This window comes from Bradyrhizobium sp. CSS354, from assembly GCF_029051725.1.
Lineage (GTDB): Bacteria > Pseudomonadota > Alphaproteobacteria > Rhizobiales > Xanthobacteraceae > Bradyrhizobium.
Genome location: NZ_JAACFU010000001.1, coordinates 402,128 through 424,855, shown reverse-complemented (window position 1 = coordinate 424,855; position 22,728 = coordinate 402,128). Strand labels below are relative to the sequence as shown.

Annotated in this window: 19 protein-coding genes and 1 pseudogene; 8 read left to right on the top strand and 12 right to left on the bottom strand. The window is 64.0% G+C overall.

The window, feature by feature from the left end; genetic code table 11:
- The first annotated feature begins 6 nt into the window (after positions 1 to 6).
- The 4 genes from GWG67_RS02125 (at position 7) to GWG67_RS02110 (ending at position 5,124) form a co-directional block, all read left to right on the top strand.
- Positions 7 to 1,350, top strand: a complete 1,344-nt coding sequence (locus GWG67_RS02125; protein ID WP_275167494.1) for a TAXI family TRAP transporter solute-binding subunit — start codon at positions 7 to 9, stop codon at positions 1,348 to 1,350.
- 149 nt (positions 1,351 to 1,499) lie between these two features.
- Positions 1,500 to 2,492, top strand: coding sequence for an ABC transporter substrate-binding protein (locus GWG67_RS02120; RefSeq protein WP_275167493.1), 993 nt, complete (start codon positions 1,500 to 1,502; stop codon positions 2,490 to 2,492).
- Positions 2,493 to 2,596: 104 nt separating this feature from the next.
- Positions 2,597 to 4,210 carry a DUF3300 domain-containing protein gene (locus GWG67_RS02115; protein WP_275167806.1) on the top strand — a complete coding sequence of 538 codons (1,614 nt, stop codon included), beginning with the start codon at positions 2,597 to 2,599 and terminating at the stop codon, positions 4,208 to 4,210.
- On the top strand, positions 4,207 to 5,124 hold the full coding sequence (locus GWG67_RS02110; protein WP_275167492.1) for a DUF2950 domain-containing protein: 918 nt from the start codon (positions 4,207 to 4,209) through the stop codon (positions 5,122 to 5,124). The genes GWG67_RS02115 and GWG67_RS02110 overlap by 4 nt, the downstream gene beginning before the upstream one ends.
- A gap of 112 nt (positions 5,125 to 5,236) precedes the next feature.
- Here the strand turns inward: GWG67_RS02110 and GWG67_RS02105 are convergent, their stop codons facing one another.
- The 3 genes from GWG67_RS02105 to GWG67_RS02095 form a co-directional block, all read right to left on the bottom strand.
- Positions 5,237 to 6,931 carry an MASE4 domain-containing protein gene (locus GWG67_RS02105; protein ID WP_275167491.1) on the bottom strand — a complete coding sequence of 565 codons (1,695 nt, stop codon included), beginning with the start codon at positions 6,929 to 6,931 and terminating at the stop codon, positions 5,237 to 5,239.
- 102 nt (positions 6,932 to 7,033) lie between these two features.
- Positions 7,034 to 8,401, bottom strand: coding sequence for an amidase (locus GWG67_RS02100; RefSeq protein ID WP_275167490.1), 1,368 nt, complete (start codon positions 8,399 to 8,401; stop codon positions 7,034 to 7,036).
- On the bottom strand, positions 8,382 to 9,578 hold the full coding sequence (locus tag GWG67_RS02095) for an MFS transporter (RefSeq protein WP_275167489.1): 1,197 nt from the start codon (positions 9,576 to 9,578) through the stop codon (positions 8,382 to 8,384). Before GWG67_RS02095 ends, GWG67_RS02100 begins: the two co-directional genes overlap by 20 nt.
- A 26-nt stretch (positions 9,579 to 9,604) precedes the next feature.
- Here GWG67_RS02095 and GWG67_RS02090 point away from each other — a divergent pair, with 26 nt between their 5' ends.
- Positions 9,605 to 9,940: a hydroxyisourate hydrolase gene (locus GWG67_RS02090; RefSeq protein ID WP_275167488.1), complete on the top strand. Its 336-nt coding sequence runs from the start codon at positions 9,605 to 9,607 to the stop codon at positions 9,938 to 9,940.
- Here GWG67_RS02090 and GWG67_RS02085 read toward each other — a convergent pair whose 3' ends face one another.
- From GWG67_RS02085 to GWG67_RS02070, 4 genes are read right to left on the bottom strand one after another with little or no spacing between them, the layout of a single operon-like run.
- Positions 9,941 to 10,756: an ABC transporter permease gene (locus GWG67_RS02085; protein ID WP_275167487.1), complete on the bottom strand. Its 816-nt coding sequence runs from the start codon at positions 10,754 to 10,756 to the stop codon at positions 9,941 to 9,943.
- Positions 10,756 to 11,619, bottom strand: coding sequence for an ABC transporter permease (locus tag GWG67_RS02080; RefSeq protein ID WP_275167486.1), 864 nt, complete (start codon positions 11,617 to 11,619; stop codon positions 10,756 to 10,758). The genes GWG67_RS02085 and GWG67_RS02080 overlap by 1 nt, the downstream gene beginning before the upstream one ends.
- Before the next feature lie 4 nt (positions 11,620 to 11,623).
- The gene (locus tag GWG67_RS02075) at positions 11,624 to 12,670 is read right to left on the bottom strand and encodes an ABC transporter substrate-binding protein (RefSeq protein ID WP_008138281.1); all 1,047 of its coding nucleotides are present in this window, start codon (positions 12,668 to 12,670) and stop codon (positions 11,624 to 11,626) included.
- Between the two features lie 30 nt (positions 12,671 to 12,700).
- Entirely contained in the window at positions 12,701 to 13,795 is a 1,095-nt protein-coding gene (locus tag GWG67_RS02070; protein ID WP_275167485.1) for an ABC transporter ATP-binding protein, read from the bottom strand.
- On the opposite strand from GWG67_RS02070, the pseudogene GWG67_RS02065 reads away from it, so the two are divergent.
- Positions 13,794 to 15,197, top strand: a pseudogene (locus tag GWG67_RS02065) (amidase); the annotation flags it as partial. The gene GWG67_RS02070 and the pseudogene GWG67_RS02065 overlap by 2 nt on opposite strands.
- Before the next feature lie 73 nt (positions 15,198 to 15,270).
- On the opposite strand, the gene GWG67_RS02060 reads toward GWG67_RS02065, so the two are convergent.
- Complete coding sequence (locus tag GWG67_RS02060) at positions 15,271 to 16,020, bottom strand: aspartate/glutamate racemase family protein (protein WP_275167484.1); 750 nt, start codon at positions 16,018 to 16,020, stop codon at positions 15,271 to 15,273.
- Between the two features lie 2 nt (positions 16,021 to 16,022).
- Positions 16,023 to 16,733 (bottom strand): GntR family transcriptional regulator, encoded by a 711-nt coding sequence (locus tag GWG67_RS02055; RefSeq protein WP_275167483.1) that lies wholly within the window; start codon positions 16,731 to 16,733, stop codon positions 16,023 to 16,025.
- A 201-nt stretch (positions 16,734 to 16,934) separates the two neighbouring features.
- Here GWG67_RS02055 and GWG67_RS02050 point away from each other — a divergent pair, with 201 nt between their 5' ends.
- Together GWG67_RS02050 and hydA are read left to right on the top strand one after the other, a co-directional pair.
- A complete protein-coding gene (locus GWG67_RS02050) occupies positions 16,935 to 17,675 on the top strand; it encodes an aspartate/glutamate racemase family protein (RefSeq protein WP_275167482.1) in 741 nt (246 codons plus the stop codon).
- An 11-nt stretch (positions 17,676 to 17,686) separates the two neighbouring features.
- The gene (gene hydA, locus GWG67_RS02045; protein WP_275167481.1) at positions 17,687 to 19,096 is read left to right on the top strand and encodes a dihydropyrimidinase; all 1,410 of its coding nucleotides are present in this window, start codon (positions 17,687 to 17,689) and stop codon (positions 19,094 to 19,096) included.
- Between the two features lie 124 nt (positions 19,097 to 19,220).
- Here the strand turns inward: hydA and GWG67_RS02040 are convergent, their stop codons facing one another.
- From GWG67_RS02040 to GWG67_RS02030, 3 genes are read right to left on the bottom strand one after another with little or no spacing between them, the layout of a single operon-like run.
- The gene (locus GWG67_RS02040; RefSeq protein WP_275167480.1) at positions 19,221 to 19,850 is read right to left on the bottom strand and encodes a hypothetical protein; all 630 of its coding nucleotides are present in this window, start codon (positions 19,848 to 19,850) and stop codon (positions 19,221 to 19,223) included.
- 9 nt (positions 19,851 to 19,859) lie between these two features.
- A complete protein-coding gene (locus GWG67_RS02035) occupies positions 19,860 to 22,115 on the bottom strand; it encodes a xanthine dehydrogenase family protein molybdopterin-binding subunit (RefSeq protein WP_275167479.1) in 2,256 nt (751 codons plus the stop codon).
- 1 nt (position 22,116) lies between these two features.
- Positions 22,117 to 22,581, bottom strand: coding sequence for a (2Fe-2S)-binding protein (locus tag GWG67_RS02030; protein WP_275167478.1), 465 nt, complete (start codon positions 22,579 to 22,581; stop codon positions 22,117 to 22,119).
- Between the last annotated feature and the right edge of the window lie 147 nt (positions 22,582 to 22,728).

Below are 22,728 nucleotides of genomic sequence, written 5' to 3'. Positions count from 1 at the left end.
CGCCATATGGTCCCTGCGAAAATGCCGATCTGGCTTCGTTCCGTCATTGTCTCCAGCGCTGTCGTTCTCGTGCTTGGGGCCGGCCTGGTCGGATACCGCTGGTATTCCCGCCCGACGACGTTGACCATCGCGGTTGGATCCTTGGACGGGGAGGCCGCGCGTCTGGTAGCGGCGTTGGCAAGCCGGCTTGCCGTCGTGAACGCCCCGGTCCGGCTCAAGCTGGTGGAAACCACCAACGCGGTTGATGCTGCCGAGCAGTTTGCGGCCGAGAAGGTCGAGCTTGCTGTCGTCCGCGGTGACGTCGGCGACCTATCGCAAGCGCAGGCCATCGTGGTTCTCGCCCATGCCGTTGTCCTCTTGGTTGCGCCGCCGGGCTCGGCAATTACCGATATCGCCGGGTTGAAACGCGCCAGTGTCGGCGTGATCGGCGGCGAGATAAATCGCAACATCGTCAACGTCCTCAGTGAGGAATACGGCCTGGGGCGCGCCAACGTGACATTCCGCAATCTCCAGCCGGCAGACGCGCGGCGGGCACTCGACGCCAAGGAGGTACGGGCGATTCTGGTCGTCGTTCCCCTTGCCGAAAAGTATCTCGCTCTCTTGCGCGGCCTCTTTCTGCAGACGCCGAAGACCGCGCCGGTCCTTCTTCCCGTCGAGGCGGCTGGTGCCATCGCGGAAAAGCAGCGCGCCTATGAAAGCTTCGATGTCCCGAAGGGCACGCTGCGCGGTTCGCCGCCTGTCCCGAGCGAGGATCTCACCACGCTGCGGGTTTCGTTCTATGTGGTCGCGCAAAAGCACCTCAGCGCAGAGGTGGCGGGTAGCCTGGCCGACGCGCTGATGAAGGCGCGCAGGGACCTGCTCGGCGAATTGCCCATCCTCTCGCAAATGACCACGCCGAGCACGGATTCGGACGCCTTCCTCCCGGTCCATCCTGGCGCCGCAGCATTCTACAACGGAACGCAGCAGAGCTTTCTGGACGAATGGGGAAACGCGATCTTCCTCGCGCCCATGATTTTCGGCGGCCTCATCTCCGTATTGGCGGCGGCTTGGAAATTCCTTCAGGTGCGTGATCCCTCTAAAGACGAACGGGGCCTGGACTTGCTGTATGCGCTGGGCGCGCGGATACGCAGGACGGAGGCGGAGGCCGAACTGTCCGATATCGAGGTGGAGATCGACCGGGTGCTCCAGGGCCAGCGCGCCAAGGCCACTGCAGGAGACGAGAATGCGCTCGATGTCACGACATTGAATGTCGCTGCGCATCGTCTTCAGAGCCTGATTCACGACCGTCGGATCCTGCTGTCCGCGCACGGACATGAGCAAGCGCTCGGTCAGCCAGTTGACCGCACCTGACGGTGGTCACTCCAAATCAAGTCACACCACGGCCGAACCCAAGCTCAGCTACCTTGATCTTGATCAAACCCTCCGGCCGCCAACCCCGTTTCCTTCAGCAATCGCGTCATGCGAGGGGTGCGGGACATTCGGGGGATAACGGACGGGCGATGAAGCGTCGTGAGTTCATGGCCTTGGTCGGGGCTGCAGCCGCTTGTCCGGTCTTCGCGCACGCTCAGGACGGGGCACCGCGGCCGATGCCGTCGGTCGGCGTGCTGACTGGCAATGTGGTGGGCGATGGCGGCGCTCAGATGCGCGTCAATGCCCTTCAGCAGGGTCTCGCCGATCTCGGCTGGATCGCCAATCAGAACTACCGACTCGATGTGCGCTGGCCGGGCTCCAATCCGACATGGCAGGAACGTGAAGCTCGCGAACTTGTTGCCACCAGACCCGACGTGCTGTTTGCGACCAGCACGGCGACGACACGGGCGCTGCGGGCTGCAACGCAGATCATTCCGATCATCTTTGTCGGGCTCTCGGACCCGGTCGGGACAGGCCTCGTCGTCGATCTGGCAAGGCCGACCAGCAATCTTACAGGCTTCTCGCTTTACGAGCATGCCATGAGCGGGAAATGGCTGAGCCTGTTGAAGGACATGGTGCCCAGCATGAGCAGTGCGGTGCTTCTGTACAATCCCGAGACCGCGCCATATGCGCCCCTATACCTTCAGGCCGCACACCAGGTGGAAAGTCGCCTGCGCATGACGGTTACTGGCGCCGCCGTCCGCAGCAGCGCCGATATCGCCGTGGCCATCGATACTGCGGCGCGGAATGGCAGCGGGGTCGTCGTGCTGCCGGATGGCGGCTTCTTCAGTACTCAGAGCGCCATGGCAATCCCGTTGCTCGCTCAGCGCCGCGTGCCGGCGATCTTCGCCGTGCGCTTCTATACTGTGAATGGCGGGCTGATGTCTTATGGCGCCGACCTGACGCAACAGTTTCGCGACGGCGCTGGCTATGTCGCTCGCATCCTTCGCGGCGCCGAGGTCCGCAGTCTTCCGGTGCAATTCGCCACAAGGTTTGACCTCGTCATCAACATGAGAGCCGTCCACGCCCTCGGACTGGCGGTCCCGGAACGATTGCTGATGGAGGCTGAGCTGATCGACTAGCTTGCTCGGGCGTCCCGGGAGATGAGGCAGCGTTTCGTTGATCTCGATCAACAAATGTCAGCTCTCCGGTCTGATGATCGCCGGGAATGTGCATGGAGGATCTGATGTTTCGCTGCGGCAGGATCTTGATGGCGGTTGCGCTCGTGATCGCGATTCCGCTGGCGGCGGCGGCGCAGACTGCAGATAAGGCGCCGGCCTCCAGCCCGCAGCAGGCAAATCCCCCCGCGCAAGCCGCAGAGCTTCTGAAACCGGAGCAGCTCGAAGCTCTGGTCGCGCCGATAGCGCTCTATCCCGACGAATTGCTTGCCAACGTGCTGGCGGCTTCCACCTATCCTCTGGAAGTCGTTCAGGCCGATCGCTGGCTGAAAGAGCGCAAGACTCTGAAGGGTGATGCCCTGAAGACTGAAGTCGAGAAGCAGCCGTGGGATGACAGCATCAAGGCGCTGGCCTCGACTGCTGAGGTCCTAGCCATGATGAGCGACAAGCTCGACTGGACCAAGGCGCTGGGCGACGCCGTGCTCGCGCAGCAACCGGATGTGATGGATGCGGTCCAGCGGTTGCGGACCAAGGCTTATGACAATAAAAAGTTGGTGACCACCAAGCAGCAGAAGGTGAGCGTCAAGACCGAGGAAAGCGGGCAGGTGGTCGTGATCGAGCCGGCGGTTCCCGATACGATGTACGTGCCGTACTACGAGCCTGCGACAGTCTACGGCGCGTGGCCCTACACCGAGTATCCACCATATTACTTCGGCTACCCGTCCTACATCGGCGCAGGCGTCGTCGCGGCGGGTCTCGCCTTCGGCACGGCCTGGGCCATCGGCCGCTGGGGCAATTATTGGGGCGGCGGCTGCAACTGGGGCAACCGCAACGTCTATATCAATCACCGAACCACGAACATCGGAAATGGCTGGCAGCACAATCCTTCGCATCGCCAAGGGGTGCGGTACAACAACGCCAACGTTCAGCAGCGCTTTGGCAACAGCAACCTGAAGGCCGGCGCCGCCGACCGGATGGATTTCCGCGGCCGCGACGGACAGCAGAAGCCGGGGCAGGATCGGCCAGGTGCGGGAGATCGCGCAGGAGATCGTGCCGGCGACCGCGCAGGTGATCGAGGCGGTGACCGACAAGGCGCGGGGGATCGTGCCAAAGGTGGTGGCGATCGCGCTGCCAAGGGTGGTGGTGCCAAGAATGCCGGCGCAAAAAGTGCCAGCCCTAAAGCGGGCGGTGCCAAGAGCGGCGGTGGCGCCAAGGCCGCGAACCGCGGTGGTGGCGGTGCCCTGAACGTGTCGTCGGGCCGCTCGGCGGCTGCAGCATCGGCCCGTGGCCAGGCGAGCATGGCGAGCATGGGACCGCGCGGTGGCGGCGGCGGAGGTGCGAGCTTCGCCGGCCGAGGCGGCGGCGGAGGCTTCCAGGGTGGCGGTGGCGGTGGCCGCGGTGGTGGCGGCGGACGACGTTCCGATATCGGGCTGAAGCACGATGTCGTTCTGCTCGGCCATCTCGCAAGCGGCCTTGGTTACTACCGCTTCAGCTATATCGGCAGCGACAAGGCCTATGTCGGCGTCATTGCGCAGGAAGTCGAGGAAGTGAAGCCGGTAGCCGTCACCCGCGGAGCCGACGGCTATCTCCGGGTCTATTACGAAAAGCTCGGTCTGAAATTCCGTACCTATCGCGATTGGCTCGAGAGCGGCGCGCGGATTCCTGCGGGGGTGACGCCATGATGAGTTTGAAGTCGCTTCTTCGTGCGGCGTTGCCGGCCATCATGGCGCTGGCGCTCCTGAGCTGGCCATCCCTGGCGCAGCAATCCTATCCGACACCGGAGGATGCGGCAGCGGCGCTCGCTGCCGCCGTCAAAAGCGGGCCGGACCGGGCCATCCTGAAAGTGCTCGGCAGCGCTGCCGAGGACATCGTCTCGTCCGGTGATGAGGTTGCCGACGTCGACATCCGGAAACGCTTCGTCTCGATGTATGATGCTAAGCATTCGGTCAAGACAGAGGGTAACAAGAAGGCGATGCTGATGTTGGGTCCGGACGACTTCCCGTTCCCGATCCCGCTCGTCAACACCAAGACCGGCTGGGAATTCGATGCCGCCGAAGGCCGCATCGAAGTGCTGTATCGCCGCATCGGCCGCAATGAGCTCGACGCGATCCAGACCAGTCTTGCCTTTGTCGATGCCGAGAACGACTACGCTAACAAGGATCGCGGCGAAGGGGCCGGCGTGTACGCACAGCGCATCGTCAGCAGCGCGGGCAAGAAGGACGGGTTGTTCTGGCGCGACGACAGCGACCAGAGCCCGCTCGGCGCACTGGTAGCGCAGGCTTCGGCTGAAGGGTACCAGGCCGGGGATGGCCCGGAGCCCTATCACGGCTACTATTTCCGCATCCTGAAAGGGCAGGGCTCGAACGCGCCAGGCGGCGCGCTCAACTACGTCGTCAAAGGCAAGATGATCGGAGGTTTTGCGCTGGTCGCCTGGCCCGCCGAGTACGGCAATTCCGGCGTCATGACCTTCCTGGTCAATCATGCGGGCGTTGTCTACCAGAAGGATCTCGGGCCTCGGACCAAGGTCCTCGCTCCTCGCATGACTGCATTCGATCCGGACCAGACCTGGAAGAAGGTCGATAGTGCAAAACCCTGAGCGACGCACGTAGATAGTGCGTCTGGCATCCTCGTGTCGGTCGCCAACCTCAGCACGATCATGATCTCTCTGAAGTGAGCGAAAGGCGGAACGATGGTGACGCCTCGTACCGCTATTGCGCAGAAGACTGAGCGGAGATTGGAATCTCCAACTCGAAAACGGAGCCCCTGACGTCCGACTTGACCAGCCTCAGCCTTCCTCCGCATCTTGCGACCAGGTTGGAGGAGATCGCCAGTCCCAACCCCATACCGCCTTGCTTCGTCGTGAAGAAAGGGTCGAAGATGCGCTCTTGATGACGCGGTGTGATGCCGGTGCCGGAGTCCTCGACGGACAAATGGACGGTTGTGCTACCATCGAGGGCGGTTTTCAGACGGAGCTGCCGTTGATCGGCGGGGACAGAACTCATTGCGTCAATCGCGTTCTTGCAGAGGTTCAGGACAATCTGCTGAAGCTCAGTGCCGTCCAGGGCGACTGGAGGTATGTTGCCCTGAAGCTCCGTCGCTACTGATACACCATTGGTCAGGAGATCGTGCTTCAAAAGTCTCAGCGTAAGCTCGGCGATCTCCTCGACGTTTGCCGAAGCGCCGCCGTGTGCCGTTTTGATTGTCATCTCGCGAATGCTCGATATGATGTCAGCGGCCCGGCCGCCGTCGGCTTCGATGTCACAGAGGATGTTCTCGAGTTCCGCAAGTTCAGGGGATGCAGCTCGCAAGTGACTGAGGCCCGTCGCAGCATTGAGCGAGATGGCTCCCAATGGCGATCTCAACTCATGGGCGATCGCGCCAGTGACCGCGTCGATGCTGAGAAGCCGGTTCGCTCGTTCGCGCCGCTGCAGGGCGATGACGCTGGCGAGGCGTGAATAGAGAAACATCGTTTCGATGAGCAATACCGTCAGCAACATGCAACTGCCGACCAGAACGAAACCGCGTGCTGCATACCAACCGATGGTGAACCGTACCGAGCTGCCGATGATCGCCACCAGGAAATTGGGCAAGTAGGCGAGTAAAGTCACCATCAGCCAAAGGTCAAGAATGGTGCGCATGCGTGCAAACATGACGGTCAGAGCAGTCACATTCCATAGCAGTAGTATGAGGTTGACCTGATTACCGAGGGGCGTCTGATGCTTTACGTCGATCATGTAGAAGCTAGGGAGAAGTTCGGCTTTCGCGGTCACCATCCACGTCAATCCCGTCACCGTAGCGGCGATGCAGCCGAGAGCTAGCATGATCGCGGTTAGCGCAGGTCTGCCTGGTCTGCCGGCGGTGGAATAACCCTTTGTGAATCCGTACACCAGGATCGCTGCGGGAAAAGCCGTGTGCCAAAGCACGTAAAGCCAAGCGGGGCTATCCAGTCCATTTCCAATGACACCAGCGGGAGCGTATCCGTTCGGAAAGGCGAGCGTTTGCAGGAATGCGAACGATCCGCTGAAAACGTATCCGCTTGCCAGTGCGAGAAGTGCCCGTTGGGGCTGGATCGCAAATTGAGCAAACAGCAGGGCTGCCGTGATGAACTCGGCCAGAGCCAATGTGGTCTGCAATGTCGGAACGAAACCATTAATCTGGCCCAATTGGATCCGAGCGAACGGCGCGATGACGGCTGCAAGGACGATGAGCAAGACGGCGACACTCACCGCCCAGGCCTTTTGACGAGGGGTTGCGGGTATGTTTGCGATGATCAATGGGAATTCTTGCTCATCGTCATGAGCAGGCTCGGCGGCCGCGTTGGCTGATCGCTGGCTCGCTAGCGCAATACCCGACCCTGATGCTGTCGCACCGCCGACAAGTCCCATGAACTTGCGCTGGCTCATGCCGCCTCCGGGCCCACGAGACAGCATCTTACTCGTCCCCGCGCCCGTTGAAAGCCCATAGGGCGATCGGCGTGTTCCGGCAGAGACATCTACCGGCAGGATTTATGTTCGCAGCATGGCCTCGATCTCTTGCGCTGCTTGAAGCAGCGTGCGGTCCTGTCCGCGCGCGGCGATGACCTGAAGGCCAAATGGAAGTCCGCACCCGTCTGTTCCGCACGGTATCGAAATCGCCGGCAGCCGGGCATGATTGACAAAGGGAGTTAACGCCGCGTGCGCGCGCGGGCTCGCCGCGCGGCCACCGATCATGTCGGGTCCGAGCTGGGTGAATGGCCAAGCGACACAGGGGACGGTTGGCGCCAGCAGCAGATCGACCTCGGTGAAGAATGCCGCGAAAGCATTGGCGATCGCGGCGCTTGCCACCAGCGCACCGGCAACGTCGGCGCCAGACCATGACAGCCCTCGCTCGATCTGCTTGGCGATGTCAGGATCGAAGACGCTCGGATCCGCGCGGAAGGCGTCTCGATAGAGTGCGGCGAGACCGGCGTGCTGAAGCGGCATGATGGCCTCTTCCGTCGCGCCCGCCGGCCAGACGGGATCGCGCTGGGCGATGCTGAGGCCTGCGGCGGAGAGACGCGCGATGGCGAAAACGAGCCCGTCAGCGACAACGTCGTCGACCGCGACGTCGAGCCCAAGGCGTGGCGAGAACGCGATGCGCAGACTGGCGGTATTTTTGGCCTCTCGATCGATGCCGACTGAATCCGGATCGCGCGGATCGACGCCGGCCATGGCCTCGAACGCCAGCGCGATATCAGCAATGTAAGTGGCGATCGGCGCGATGACGGAGAGGCCGAAGAACGGCTCGGCGAAGCCGGGCCCATAGGGGATCGCGCCATAGGACGGCTTGAACCCGGCGACGCCGACGTGAGCCGGCGGCCTGCGGCTCGAGCCACCCGCATCGGTGCCGATCGCTAGCGGCACGAGGCCGGCCGCAACCGCGGCGGCCGGGCCGCCCGACGAGCCACCGGGGGTCAGCGTGGGATCGAGTGGATGCCGCGTTGGCCCATACAGGGGCGAGGTGGTCACGCCCTTGCAGGCGAATTCCGACGTTGCGCCGATGCCGACGACGACGGCGCCGGCCTTGCGCAGCCGCTCAATCGCAATCGCATCCCGCGGCGCAACGAATTCGGCGAACAGGCGCGATCCCTGTGTCACACGCCAGTCGCCGACCCAGATGTTGTCCTTGACGATGACGGGGACACCGGCGAGCGGCATCGTCTCGCCGGCTCGCAGGCGATCGTCGATCGCTGCGGCGTCGGCAAGCGTACGCGCGGGAGCGGTCGTCACCACCGCGTTCAGCGCCTTGGCGGCCTCGATGCGCGCAAGCGCGGCCTTGGCGGTCTCGACCGCACCCGTTCGTCCGGCGGAGACGTCGGCCGCAATCTCGCAAGCGCTACTTTCTTGCTTCTTCATCGCCTCCCCAGATCAGTGCCAACGTGCCGCAGAGGGTGAGGCACGCCAAGGCGAAGAAGGCGGCCCCGAGACTGGCTGCGCCGTCCAGGAGCGACACCAGGGCCGGTGCTGCCAAGAGGCCGGCATAGGATGCGGTCAGCACCGCGCCGGTGGTCTCGCCAATCCTGTCCTGCGGGGTGAGGCGCGCGATCTCGGCGATGAAGACACCGTTCCAGCCCGAGGCTGTCAGCCCGAACAGAGCTGCAATCGCGAACTGGCCGGTCCGTCCGAGCGATGCGCCGTCGAGGCCCAGCAGCGCGGCGCAGATAGTCATGCCGAGGCCGATGACGACGAGAACTCCTCGCGAAGCATTGAGGCGCGTCGCGACGAAGCCCCAGCCGAGGCGGCCGATCAGGCCGCCGGACTGGGCGCAGGCAAGCGCCATGCCGGCCTCGACATGGCTGAGGCCGAGCTCGCGGGTGCCAAGCGTAACGAAAACCGTATTGAGCGACACCTGCATCGCGCTGAACGGCATCGAGGCCAGCGCCAGCATTGCGATGCGCCGGTCCGCGGTCACCAGTGCCAGCCGCGTGCGAAGGCCAAGCTCCGGCAGTGGAGCGACCTTGGCGACGTAGGCCGGCCGCAGGCGCTCGAACCACGCTATCGCCAGCAGCGCACAGGCGCCAACGGCGGCATAGCACCAGGCGGGCCCTAGCGAGATTGCGATCGCGGGCAGAACCAGCGAGCCGCAGACGGCGCCGATCTGGTTTCCGGTCTGGCGAACCGAGAACACGAACGCGCGCCGCTCGGTCGTCACGAGCCGCGCCAGCAGCGCCGCGCTTGCGGGCGTCTCAGGTCCGAAGGCGAGGCCAAGACAGAGGCCGGCTGCGAGCAGGGCCGCCGTCGAGCCGAGCGAAGCCAGTACCATGCTGGCGATGATCGCAGCCGCGCAGAGGCTCGCGATCCGCAGCGAGCCCAGGCGAGCGATGAACCCGCCGCCCCAGAACGAGGCGGGAATGCCGACCGCGAACACGGCGCAGGAGAACATCGAGAGCTGCCAGACCTCGATATGGGCGCGCGGTGCCACCACGCCCGGCGCGAACAGAGCCAGCGCCACCAGCGCCTGCAGTGAGGTCATGGCGCCAAGCGCCGGCAACAATGCGGGCGCTGGCCGAACGGCCGTGTTTGCGTCTACCATGGCGCTGCGTTCATTGGAGGAACATTGTGGCAGGCGGCATTTCCATTCACGCGGTCGATGTGGCGAGCGGCCGGCCGGCGCAGGGCCTGCGCGTCGAGATCTGGCGGATTGATCCGGACTCGCTCCGTATCGCCGACGGACAGCTTGGTGCCAATGGCGTGCTCGATCATCCCGTTGCGCAGGGCGCGGGCGTGACGGCAGGCGAGTACGAGGTCCTGTTTCATCTCGGCGAGTTCTTTGGCGAGCGCGACGGTTTTCTCACGGTGACGCCGTTCCGCTTTCGCATCAAGGATGTCAACGGGCATTTTCATTTGCCGCTGAAATTCACGCGCTGGGGCTATTCGCTGTTCCGCGGCGCCTGATCAGTTGGTCAGCCGCCGCGACAATCCCGTGACGCGCTCCATGATCGCGACCAGCGCGACGGTCGCAATGATTAGCACGCCCGACAGCGCGGCGATGGTGACGTCGAGCTTGCCCTCTAGGTCTTGCCACATCCGGATCGGCAGCATGTCGGTTGCGGCATCACGCAGGAACAGCGACACCGGCACGTTGTCGAAGGACGACATGAAGGCGATGAAGGCGCCTGCGATGATGCCCGGCCGGATCAGCGGCAGCACGATGCGCCGGAAGGTGTAGATGCGGCTGGCGCCAAGGACCGCCGAGCTTTCGAGCAGGGTGGGCTCCAGCTGGGCGAGCGCCGCAATCGTGTTGCGCACGACATAGGGGACGCAGACTACGGTATGGCCGATCACCAATGTCAGCGTCGACACCGGCAGTCCGACCAGCGAGAACAGCATCAAGGCGGCAAGGCCGAAGGCCAGCGCCGGCAGCACCAGCGGCGACATGAACAGGGAATCGAGCAGCCGCGCCGACAGCGTCGGCGAGCGCGAGATCGCCAGCGCGGCGGCAACGCCGAGCACCACGGACAGGCCCGTCGCCCATAGCGCCACGAGGAGGCTGTTCTTGGCTGCGAAGTGCAGCTGCCAGGCGTTCCATAATTCGGCGTACCAGCGCAGCGAATAGCCCGGCGGCGGAAAACGCAGCGAGAAGCCGCTGGTGAAGGAGACGATCAGCACCACCAGCGACGGCGCGATGATGATGATCAGCGCGACGATCGCGATCACGGTCATGACCAGCTCGAAGCTGAACGCCTCCAGGGTACGCTTGCGTCCGCTCATCACGCGCCTCCATAGCCGCGCGACAGGCGGCCGAGCGTGGTGAAGACGGAGACGACCGCGAGAACGGCCAGCAGGAAGATAATCGAGATCGCCGATGCGAACGGCCAGTTTTGCAGCGTTGAAGCCTGCTGGTAGAGATACATCGGCATGAACAGCATCTGGCCGCCGCCGATCAGCGACTGGGTGATGAAGGCCGTGATCGCCGCGGCGTAGGTCAGTGTGCACCCGGCAATCACGCCGGGCAGCGACAGCGGCAGCACGATCTTGAAGAAGGTGCGCCAGCTTCCGGCGCCGAGCGAGCAGGAGGCATCGTCGAGATTGGAATCGATCCGGCCGAGCGCGGTGATCAGCGGCAACGTCATCAGCGGCATCTGCACCTGCGCCAGCGCGATCACCACGCCGAACTGGGTGTAGAGCAGCTTTATGGGCGTATCGATGATGCCGAGCGATTGCAGCGTGGCGTTGATGATGCCCTGGCGGCCCAGGATGACGATCCAAGCGAAGGTCCGGACCACGACGCTGGTTAAAAGCGGGAGCAGCACGATCAGGATGATGATGGTCTGAAGTCGCGGACCAACTCTCTGATAGAACCAGGCAATGGGAAAGCCGAGCACGAGGCAGACGGCCGTCACCTCCGCCCCCAGCAGGAGCGTCGAGCCGAGCACGCTGAGGCTGAAGGGATCGGTGAGGAACTGCAGATATTGGCCGAGCCCCCAATGGACCGCGGCCGTGTCGTTGTGCAGCGAGAGCCAGAGCAGTTGCAGCAGCGGCGCCACGAAGAAGACCAGGAAGAACAGCGCCAGCGGCGCTGCCAATCCCATCCGATAGGAGGTGACGTCTCGTGATGCCGGTGCTGCGCCCATGGTGTTAGATCTTGATCTCGCGGTTGAAGCGCTCGATCCAGGCCGAGCGCTGCTCGTTGATCTTCTTCCAGTCCTGGAACACGAATTTCTGCTTCAGCTCCGCAGTGTCCTTGGCGAGCACGCGCGCGATCTCGCCGCCCATCGTCACCTTGGAATTGGTCGGCACGATCAGATAGGGCGGGTTCATCAGCGTGGTCTGTACCTCCGGCGTCAACGACGCCTCGATCAGCTTGAAGGCGAGCTCGCGGTTGGGCGAATTCTTGACGATGTGGATCGTGGTCTTGAAGGCGATGGCGCCTTCCTTCGGAGCCACGAACTCGACCGGCACGCCGCGCGCTTTCAGGATCTGGATGGCGTTGAAATTGCCGGGCGAGATATCGATCTGGCCCTGCTGGAACAGGGTGGCGAGCGCGCCGGGGTTGGCGGCGACCGCGGCGAGATTGGGCTTCAGCTCCTCGATCGCCTTGAAGCCGGGATCGACATTGGCCTCCGAGCCGCCGCGCATCTTGGCAATCTCGACGAGCCAACCGGTGCCGAGCGTCGAGTTGAGGTTGGTGATGCCGACGCGGCCCTTGAACTCGGGCTTCCACAGATCGGCCCAGGAGGTCGGCGGCGTCTTGACGGCTTCCGGATTGTAGGTAAGGCCGACGACCTGGAAGAACGGGGCAGGGCCCATCGGCTCCTGCGCCTCGGCGATCAGGTCCTTGTAATAGGCGCTCTTCTCGACGGGGTATGGCTCGACGAGATCCTGGCCGATCGCGACCAGCGCCGGACCGGGATCGTGCAGCATGACGTCGATCGGCGGATTGGCCTTGGCGGCGTTCACCTTGGCGATCTGGTCAACCGAGAGCATGGGGTCGAGCACCATCGCGGCGTCCGCGTTGGCCTTGCGGAAGGCCGGCACCAGCACGGCCTTGTGCGCCTCCTCCCAGCTTCCGGTGAAGGTCGCGAACACCAGCGGGCGGGCCTGGGCGTAGCTCAATCCGGGAAACGCCTTCATGGCGCCGAGTGTGAGTGCGGTCGTCATCAGGCTTCGGCGGTTCATGATCATGGTCGAACTCCCTCTGGACAAAGATTGGATCTAAAGCGTTGCAGGAAAGGCGTTGGCGAGCGACGGAGCGAGCGGGGCAAGGCGCACCGCGGCGCCGCTCTCCAGCGTGCGCGTCTCGCCGATGCGCGCCTGGGAGATCTTGACGCCGGAGCCGTCGGCGGTGGTGACCTCGTGCACGACCGTGGCCCCGAGCGGCAGCGACATGCCGACCACGCCGGCAAAGCCGGTCTCGTCACCGACGAACTGCAGATGCTCGGGGCGTATGCACACGGTGACGCGGCCGCCTTCGGCGAGGGCGCCGCCGGCGGGACGCGCGATGATTTCCGCGCCGGCGTCGAGGCGGACTTTTGCCGCCGTCCGATCCGCCGAGACGACGACGCCGGGCATGCGATTGCTGGCGCCGACGAAAGTGTTCACGAACAGCGTTTGCGGCCGGTCATAGACGTCGGACGGCGATCCGAATTGTTCGAGCTTGCCGTGGCTGAGCACGGCGACGCGATCAGCCATCGACAGCGCCTCTTCCTGGTCGTGGGTCACGATCAGCGTGGTGATGCCGGAGACGCGCTGGAGCCGCTTGACTTCGATCTGCATGTCGAGCCGCAAATTCTTGTCGAGCGCGGCAAAGGGCTCGTCGAGCAGCAGGATCGACGGCTTGATCGCCAGCGCGCGAGCGAGCGCCACGCGCTGCTGCTGGCCGCCGGAGAGCTGACGTGGCAACCGTTCCGACATGGTCGGCAGCTGCACCAGATCCAGCAGGCGCTGCGCTTCGCGCTGGCGGGTCGCTTTGTCGATGCCGCGCGCGGCAAGCCCGTAAGCGACATTCTCGCTGATGCTGAGATGGGGGAACAGTGCGTAGTTCTGGAACACGATGCCGACCGCGCGGCGGTTCGGCGGCAGCGCATCGACGATGTCGTCGCCGATGATGATCCGTCCCTGCGTCTGCGCGATGAAGCCGGCGATGATGCGCAGCAGGGTAGTCTTGCCGCAGCCGGAGGGGCCGAGCAGGGCGATGATCTCGCCGCCCTTGATGTCGAGATTGATGTTCTCGACTGCGAGCGCACCGCTCGGATAGCGGTGGGTGACGGCGTCGACGACGAGCGATCGGCCGCCTTGCGCATCAGCCATGATGTTGCCTCCCGTTCACCCGAGGAAGAAAGCAAGTCTCGTGCCCGCGACGGTCGCTTTTCGCTGCGAGTTTTGGCATTGTGGCGCAATGACATCGGATCGATCGGTTTGCGACCTCACTGCCACGGTCCTTGCGCGCGCCATTGCGAAGGGCGAGCTGTCGTCGCGCGAGGTTGTCGAGGCGCATCTCGAACGGATTGCGCACCGAGACGCGCAATTGGCGGCATTCATGACTGTGAATGCGGAGGGCGCCCGCCGTGCCGCGCAAATCTGCGATGCTGCGCCCGCGCCGATCGGCCTGCTGCATGGGGTGCCCGTAGGGATCAAGGACCTCACGGACACGGCGGGGCTCGCGACCACCTATGGGTCGGTTCTGTTTCGTGATCACGTTCCGGCTGAGGACGATCTCGTGGTCGCGCGGCTGCGGCGCGCTGGTGCGATCATTCTGGGCAAGACCAACACGCCGGAATTCGGCTTCGGCGCGGTCTGCACCAATAAATTGTGCGGCCCGACCCGCAATCCGTTCGATTCCGCGCTGACCTCGGGCGGTTCGTCCGGCGGCTCCGCTGTTGCGGTCGCGGCCGGCATGGTGCCGCTGGCGCATGGCACCGATTTCGGCGGCTCTGTGCGTACACCCGCGAGCTTCTGCGACGTCGTTTCGATCCGGCCGACGCCCGGCCGCATCCCGTCGCCGTATCGCCCCCTCGGCTGGGACATGCTCGCCACCCATGGCTTCCTCGCCCGCGATGTCGACGATCTCGAACTCGTGCTGTCGGTCTGTGGGGCAGGTGACCCGAATGATCCGCTTTCGGTCGGCGTCGTCACCGACGATCGGCCGGTCGCAAGACGTCCCAGAATTGCAGTGACGCCCGATTTCGGCGTCGCGCCGGTGGCGCGCGACGTCCGCGCGCGTTTTGCTGCCGCCTGCGAGGCGCTCGCGGCCGCGGCCGATGTCGTGCCGTCCGCACCCGATTGCGGCGGTGCGATCGAGACATTTCGGGCGCTGCGCGCCGCGCACATCGCCAACAGCTATGGCGAGCTGCTGCGGACGCGCCGCGCCGAGCTCACGCCGACCGTGATCTGGAACATCGAGGCGGGCGCAAAGCTCTCCGCGGAGGACTATCTCAACGCCGAACGGCGCCGCACCGCGATCTACCGCAGCTTTCGCGAGCTGTTCAGCCGTGCCGATTTCCTGGTCGCGCCGGCGGCGTCCGTTTTGCCCTGGCCAAATGAGATCAGCGACGTCACCGCGATCGATGGCGCGGCGCTGGAGACGCCGATCGACTATCTCGCCGTCACCTTCATCGTGTCGCTGGTCGGTTTCCCGGTCCTGACCATGCCGGCGCCGCGAGGGGAGAACGAGTTGCCGTTCGGCATCCAGATCATCGCACCACCGGGATGCGAATCCCGTCTGTTTGCCTTCGGCCGTGCCATCCAGAACGAACTTGGTTTTTCGCATCGCTGGCCGAAGCTCCCTAGCTGTCGCGATGCTCAAGCCGGGCGGCGAGCGCATCGGCAAGGCCAAGCGTGGGTTTGGCGGCGGGACGGCGGTACGTGCCAGCAATTGCCTTGCGCAGGCGCAGCGTCACCAGGGCCTCGGCCTGCTTCACCGAGGCGATGACTTGATCGACGACCGGGACGGGGATCCGGTCGGCGACGCGCTCAGCGAGGCCCGAGAGCGGCGCACCTGCAAAAATCAGCACGTCCGCATCGTCTTCCACGATCGCGCGCCGGGCGAGACCGACCAGCACATCCTCCTTCTCGGTGCCGACCTCGGAGATCGCCTGGAACGGCGTGTCGAGCATGCGGATGCCGGCACAACGCTCCCATAGCCCGTGGGCGCGGACGCATTCCTCGTACCAGGGGCCAAGCGCCTGGGCGAAGGTGACGATGGCGAAGCGGCGCCCGGCCATGCAGGCGGTCAGCATCGCTGCTTCCGCCATGCCGACCACGGGAATGTCAAAAGTTTCGCGCGCGGCGAACAGGCCGGGGTCGCCGAAGGCGGCGATGATCGCGGCGTCGACATTGCGATGCTGCTCGGCCAGCATCTCAAGCGCAATGGCGCCGCCGATCTGCGCTTCGGTGCGCGTCGAGATGTAGGGCACGCCGCGGGTCGCGGTGCAGGGGATCAGCTCGGTCCCGGGCGCAGCCGCGCGCTGCCCGACTCCCGTCATCAGTTGCGTGACTTCGGTGCTGGTGTTCGGGTTGAGCAGCAGCAGCTTCATGATTACGCCGCCGTCCGGTTGGCTTGAGAGGCCGCGATGACTTCGAGCAGCGCAGTGCCGGTGCGGCGGACATGGGCGCCGAGCAGGCGGCCGGCCGCTTCGCTGTCGCGCGCCTCGATAGCCGCCAGGATACCGGCGTGCTCGTCGACCGAATTGCTCCAGCGGCGGTCGGCGCCGAGCGCGAGGTAACGCGCGCGTTCGGCGCGGGAGATCAGCGTCTCGTGCGCCTCGCGCAGCGGCGTGTTGCGCGCCATGCGGACGATGGTGTTGTGGATCTCGCCGTTGATGGCGAAGTACTCGTCGAGCTTGCCGTTGCGATGATGGCCTTCCATGCGGGTCTGAAGCGTGCGTAGCCGGGCGAGATCGCGCTCGGTGGCGCGCTCCGCGGCGAGCTCGGCGGCCAGACGTTCGATGCCGGCCAGCGCCTCGAACAATTCCGAGATGCCGGCGACCGCGATGCTGGCAATGCGCGGGCTGCGGTTGGGGCGCAGCTCGATCAGTCCTTCGGCCGCGAGTACCTTCATCGCCTCGCGTAGCGGGGTGCGCGATACGCCAAGCTCCTTCGAGAGCTTGGTCTCCTGGGTCTGCGATCCCGGCGCCAGCTCGCCGCGAATGATCATCGTCCGCATCCGCGCAGCGGCGCGCTCATGCAGGCCCATCCGCTTGAGTTTGGGCGACTTTCGGCCCTGGTTCGGTTCGGATTTTTGCTGCACGCAAGCCTCGCTGCTGCGCGTAATCTAATCCAATCTCTGTCAGACCCGTGCTCAAATAGGAGACGTATGTAGCTCAAAATAAAAGCATATCGAATAAATTGCATGCAGTATGCAGATTGCGGTTGCGCGGGTGCGAGGGATGCGGATGATCCTGCTGAGGAGCGCAGTCGCGCTTCGCCGCAAATGGAGCGAACGCGATCGATGTTAGTACTGCGCAAGCGTCTCGGCATGATCACGCCATCCTCCAATTCGGTGCTCGAGCCCGTCACTAACGCCATGCTGCATGGTGTTGGTGATGTCACCGCGCATTTCTCACGCTTCCGCGTTACCGAGATTGCGCTCGACGCCGCCGCGCTGAACCAGTTCGACGCCTCGGTGATGCTGCCCGCAGCGGATCTGCTCGCCGATGCAAAAGTCGATGCCATCGCCTGGAACGGCACGTCCGCGAGCTGGCTCGGCATCGACCGCGACCGGAGCCTTTGCGAGGCGATCACGGCGCGCGCGAGCGTGCCGGCAACGACCTCCACACTCGCCTGCATCGATGCCGCCCGCGCGCTCGGCGCCAAGCGTGTCGGCCTGGTCTCACCCTATACGGACGACGTGCAGCGGCGGATCGCGGACGTGTGGGCTCAGGAGGGCATCACCTCGCATGCGGAGCGGCATCTGGGCTTGCGCGACAATTTTTCTTTCGGCGAGGTCGCGCCTGCAACGATCGCGGACATGATCCGTGCCGTGGCTGCGGAAGGCGCCGACGCGATCGTCATCCTCTGCACCAATCTCGACGGCGCCGCGCTGGCCGCTTCGCTCGAACGGGAATTGGATATCGCCGTGCTGGATTCCGTCGCGGTCACGCTGTGGCGGAGCCTGAGCCTCTCCGGCGGCGACGTTGCGGCTCTTGCGAAATCGGGCCGGATATTCCAGACCATTCCGGTCATCAAGTGATGGAGACTCCTGTGGCGCAGCTCGATCTCGCCGTTCGCGGCGGCACCATCGTGACGGCCGGCGACGAGTTCCGCGCCGATATCGGCATTCGCGACGGCCGCATCGTCAGCATCGCCGAGAGCGTCGAGGGCGCAGCGCGCGAGATCGACGCAACCGGTCTGCTGGCGCTGCCGGGTGGGATCGACAGCCATGTCCACATCTCGCAACCGTCCGGGCCCGACGTGGTGATGGCCGATGATTTCGCGTCGGCGACGCGCTCGGCAGCCGCCGGCGGCAACACCATGGTGTTGCCCTTCGCGCTTCAAGTGAAGGGCACGTCGCTCCGAACCTGCGTCGAGAACTACCGCAAACTCGCCGAAGGCGAATGCTATATCGACACGGCGTTCCACCTCATCATCTCCGATCCGACCGCGGTCGTGCTCGGGCAGGAGCTGCCGGCGCTGGTGAAGGACGGCTACACCTCGTTCAAGGTGTTCATGACCTATGACGACCTCGTGCTGAGCGACAAGCAGCTGCTCGAGGTGTTCGAGGTCGCGCGCCGCGAGGAAGCGCTGGTGATGGTCCATTGCGAGGGGTACGACGCCATCCGTTTTCTCACCTCAAAACTCGAGCGAGAGGGGCATATCGCCCCGTATTTCCATGGCGTGTCCCGGCCGCAGGCCGTCGAGCGCGAGGCGGCGCATCGCGCCATCAGCCATGCCGAGATCGTCGGTGTCCCCATCATGATCGTCCACGTCTCCGGTCGTGAGGCGATGGAGCAGGTGCGCTGGGCCCAGCAGCGCGGATTGCCGGTGCATGCCGAGACATGCCCGCAATATATCACGCTCACGGCCGACGACATGAAAGGCCTGAACATGGACATGTCAGGTGCGAAATATGTCTGTTCGCCGCCGCCCCGCGATGCCGAAAGCCAGCAGGCGATCTGGGAGGGCATCACCACGGGCGTGTTCCAGACCTTCTCGTCCGATCACTGCCCGTTCCGCTACGACGATCCCAAGGGCAAGCTGACGCCGAACGGCCGCACCTCGTTCCGCTGGGTGCCGAACGGCATTCCGGGTGTCGAGACCCGACTGCCCATCCTGTTCTCCGAAGGCGTATCGAAGGGACGGATCAGCCTGCAAAAATTCGTCGAGCTGACGGCGACTAACCATGCACGCATCTACGGCCTCTATCCGCGCAAGGGCTCGATCGGCGTCGGCTTCGATGCGGATATCGTGCTGTGGGACCCCAAATTGAAGAAATCTATTCGGCAGGCCGATCTGCATCACGGCTCGGACTACACGCCATGGGAAGGCTTCGACGTCACGGGATGGCCGGTAACGACGATCGCCCGTGGCCGGGTGGTGTACGAATACGGCAGGATCGTCGGCGCCAAAGGCGCAGGCGAGGTTCTCAGCCGCGGCAGGTCGAGCCTGATCTGATCGGGCTCAACACGCTGCTGCGCAACTGTGCCGGCCGTGCGCGCGGGCGATGGCCGTCTCAAGTCCACAGACAATGCCGGTCATATGTTCGTATCCAGCCCTCGCATGCGGCAAAACCGATCGCTCAATTCGGACAAGGTTGCCCGGCCGCCCCCCACAAGGCGACGTCCTTGACATGTTCCTCGAAGCTGCCTGGAGGCGTCGTCCGGCCCGCGCCGGGCGCCCAACCGCGCGGAATGAAGCCGCTCAATGACGCGTCATGCCGCAGATGCTCCACCAGCCCGGCGGCGTCGCGGCCGCCATTGCGCTTGGGGTCCTTCATTTGCGCGCAGATCTCGGCGCCGCTCTTTCCGAACCAGATGAAAGCAACGGGAGCGAGTTGCCAATCGATCCCGGCGCGGGGCGGAGCGGGAGCCGGCTCGTTTGCTTGCGTGGAAGTCATGTGACAGGTCGAGCAAGGGACCGCCTCCTCGCCCTTGCGGCTTTCTCCGCCGTGGATGTTCATACCATGCACGCGAGGTTTGGTTTCGCCAGCCGGCGTCCAGATCGGAATCGCCTTGGCGTCAACGTGGCAGTTCGCGCAGCGGGGATGTGTCACCACCGCTTCAATCCGATTCCAGGCCTTCAAACCCTCGCTGCGGCTGACGCTACCCGGCCGCAGCACATCTTTGGCAACCTCCTTCGCCGCGACAATGCCTGTGAGGACCGCGACGGATGAAGCAGCGATGACGAGCGCAATCAGCGATATTTTCATGGCTCTGCCTCACACGAAATCAATAAACTTGTTGAACGGCATTTCGCGGATGCGCTTGCCTGTCGCTGCGAATATCGCATTGGCGAGCGCGGGCGCGGCCGGAGGAACGGGAGGCTCGCCGATACCGCGTACTTTCGGGTCGTTCTCGAGTGCGCGGACTTCGATGACCGGACATTGATAGATTCGCATCGCTTCGTGGTGGTTGTAGTTGGTTTGCTGGACCGCGCCCTTGGCGTAGGTGAGCTGGCAGTTCATGGCATGGCCGAGTCCCCAGACCACACCTCCCTGCACCTGGCTTTCCAGATTCACGGGATCGACGACCTTGCCGACATCGACGGCGACCCAGACTTTGTCGATCCTGACGCCTCGGTCGGTCATTGTGATCTCGATGACCTCGGCCGTGGGTGTCCCGAAGGATTCCACGAACGCGACGCCTCGCCCCTTGCCGTTGCCGAGAGGCCCGTTCCAGTTTGACATCTCCGCAACCGTCTCCAGCACCTTGCGGTAGGTTGGAACGGAACACATCGCGATGCGCGCCTTCAACGGATCAAGCCCCGCCGCATGGATCAGCTCGTCGATGAAGCTCTCGGTAAAAAAGCCGGCCGTCGAGGCTCCGACCGATCGCCATGTGGTGCTTGGCGACAGCCCTTGCGCTTCATAGCTCGTGGCTCGGAAATGGGGCAGGTCGTAATAGACATTCCACAGACCGGCGGCTAACTGCGGGTCGGGGTCCTTCGACGGCGCTCCCATCCGTTCGAGCAACCCTTTCAGCGGAGCCGTCGATGCCAATTGCAGATCGGCCGCGACGATCTTCCCCTTGTCGACACTGCCTCTGTGGCGGGCGATTGCAATCTGCCTCGGGATGTCCTGCAGGAAGTCCTGCTCGCGCGAAAAGACCAGCTTGATCGGCGTTCCCCGCATCTGATTGGCGATCTCGGCCAGGACGCGGATATTCTCGAATTCCAGACGGTGACCGAAGCTTCCACCGGTCCACTGATTGTGGAACGTCACCTGTTCCGGCTTGAGGCCGATGGCAGCTGCCGCGATGCTTTGGACGGCCTGAGGACTCTGATGGCCGACCCAGATTTCCATGCCGGAATCGGAGACAATGGCGAGCCCATTGAGTGGCTCCAGAGGCTGATGCCCGACATAAGGCGCGCGATACTCGGCTTTGAAGAGCGTGCCCTGTTTCAGCCCAGCCTCTATGTCCCCAACTTTCCGCCATTCCTTGCCCAGGAATTGCGGTTTGAACGATCCTTCAAGGACCTTCCAATGGCCAGCCTGTTCGGCAGGGTAGGTCGAGGGCGCCCACACGCATTGGATCGCATCGACCGCCTTCATGGCGTACCAGCTGTTGGTTGCGATCACAGCGACGCCGTTCTTCAATTTAAGGATCTTCTTGACCCCCGGCATCGACTGCGCCTTGCCTGCCTCGTAAGATTTCAGCGGCTGGCCCTTGTTGGGGTTCAATTTGACGGCGGCATACATCATGCCGGCCATCTTCTTGTCGATACCGAACTTCAGCTCGCCCATGACCTTCGATCGGACGTCGAGGCGCATCATCGGCTTGCCGACCATTCGCCATTTCGACGGATCACGCGGCTTCGCATCGAGCACCGGCGCGATCCGGGCGGCTTCCGCTGCAAGTTCCACGTAGGGAATCTTGGTGCCGTTGGGCAGGATGACGTGGCCAGACTGCGTGCTGATGTCGGCCAGCGCGACACCGGAACGCTTGGCCGCTGCAGCCTTGAGCGTTTCGCGCGCGACCGCGCCGGCGATACGCAACTTTTCGTAGGTGTCCGGAATCGAGCTTGACCCGCCAGTCATTTGCAGGCCCGACTTTCGCAAAGCTTCGAGCGCATCGGCACGCGCGGCCTCCGCCGCCGGGCTATGGTCCGCCGACAGGAACGGCGCATTCTCATTGGCAAACCCGGTGTTGAAGTAAGCGGGACTCGGTCCGGCAAAGCGGACCTCGAATTGCCCAGGGTCGAGGTCCATTTCTTCTGCAATCAGGATCGGCTGCGCCGAGCCGACGCCCTGACCAATATCAGCGTGTTGGGCAATGAGCGTTATCTTGTCCGGGCTGATCTCGACCCAGGGATTGAAGGTGACTGAGTTCGGCCCGAGTTCTGCGGCCAGGGGATTGCCGTTCGTTGCCGTAGCAGCCATGGCCGCATCGCCGTAGGAGCCGAAAGCTATTCCGCCCGCTATCGCGGCGGAGCCGAAAACGAAAGCGCGACGGGAAATATTCTTGATGTCCTCCATCTCACTTCTCCGCCATTTTCATTGCGGCAGCCGCGTGGATCGCAGCGCGGATACGCGGGTAGGTGCCGCACCGGCACAGATTGCCGGACATCACCTGGTCGATAAGCTCGTCCGTCGGCTTGGAAGCGCGTTCAAGCAACGAGATGGCCTGCATGATCTGGCCGGTCTGGCAGTAGCCGCATTGTGGGACCTGATGGTCGATCCAAGCTTGAAGAACCGGATTCTGATCCCTGTTCTCCAATCCTTCGATCGTGACCACCGACTTGCCCGCGACTTCGCCGATGCGGGACTGACAGGATCGAACGGCCTTTCCATCAATATGCACAGTGCAGGCGCCGCATTGTGCGACACCGCAACCGTACTTCGGGCTTGTAATGCCGAGTTCGTCGCGCAACACCCAGAGCAGGGGCATTTCGGGTACGACGTCAACCTGGCGCTTGATCCCATTGACCGTGAGTTCGATCATGTCGCTACGTCCTTGGCGGATTGTTGATGCGGTCGTGTTGGAACTGGTGTCCTGACATCTTGCTTCCCTCACGCCAATCGACATGTGGCCGCTTGCGATCGGGACATCCATTTGTTCGCCCCAACAGCACTGTCTCATGCGTGCCGA

Bases quoted from the DNA above. Each gene is read 5' to 3' on its own strand.
- GWG67_RS02125 (WP_275167494.1), top strand. From the start codon at position 7: ATGGTCCCTGCGAAAATGCCGATCTGGCTTCGTTCCGTCATTGTCTCC.
- GWG67_RS02120 (WP_275167493.1), top strand. From the start codon at position 1,500: ATGAAGCGTCGTGAGTTCATGGCCTTGGTCGGGGCTGCAGCCGCTTGT.
- GWG67_RS02115 (WP_275167806.1), top strand. From the start codon at position 2,597: ATGTTTCGCTGCGGCAGGATCTTGATGGCGGTTGCGCTCGTGATCGCG.
- GWG67_RS02110 (WP_275167492.1), top strand. From the start codon at position 4,207: ATGATGAGTTTGAAGTCGCTTCTTCGTGCGGCGTTGCCGGCCATCATG.
- GWG67_RS02105 (WP_275167491.1), bottom strand. From the start codon at position 6,931: ATGAGCCAGCGCAAGTTCATGGGACTTGTCGGCGGTGCGACAGCATCA.
- GWG67_RS02100 (WP_275167490.1), bottom strand. From the start codon at position 8,401: ATGAAGAAGCAAGAAAGTAGCGCTTGCGAGATTGCGGCCGACGTCTCC.
- GWG67_RS02095 (WP_275167489.1), bottom strand. From the start codon at position 9,578: ATGGTAGACGCAAACACGGCCGTTCGGCCAGCGCCCGCATTGTTGCCG.
- GWG67_RS02085 (WP_275167487.1), bottom strand. From the start codon at position 10,756: ATGAGCGGACGCAAGCGTACCCTGGAGGCGTTCAGCTTCGAGCTGGTC.
- GWG67_RS02080 (WP_275167486.1), bottom strand. From the start codon at position 11,619: ATGGGCGCAGCACCGGCATCACGAGACGTCACCTCCTATCGGATGGGA.
- GWG67_RS02075 (WP_008138281.1), bottom strand. From the start codon at position 12,670: ATGATCATGAACCGCCGAAGCCTGATGACGACCGCACTCACACTCGGC.
- GWG67_RS02070 (WP_275167485.1), bottom strand. From the start codon at position 13,795: ATGGCTGATGCGCAAGGCGGCCGATCGCTCGTCGTCGACGCCGTCACC.
- GWG67_RS02060 (WP_275167484.1), bottom strand. From the start codon at position 16,020: ATGAAGCTGCTGCTGCTCAACCCGAACACCAGCACCGAAGTCACGCAA.
- GWG67_RS02050 (WP_275167482.1), top strand. From the start codon at position 16,935: ATGTTAGTACTGCGCAAGCGTCTCGGCATGATCACGCCATCCTCCAAT.
- GWG67_RS02040 (WP_275167480.1), bottom strand. From the start codon at position 19,850: ATGAAAATATCGCTGATTGCGCTCGTCATCGCTGCTTCATCCGTCGCG.
- GWG67_RS02035 (WP_275167479.1), bottom strand. From the start codon at position 22,115: ATGGAGGACATCAAGAATATTTCCCGTCGCGCTTTCGTTTTCGGCTCC.
- GWG67_RS02030 (WP_275167478.1), bottom strand. From the start codon at position 22,581: ATGATCGAACTCACGGTCAATGGGATCAAGCGCCAGGTTGACGTCGTA.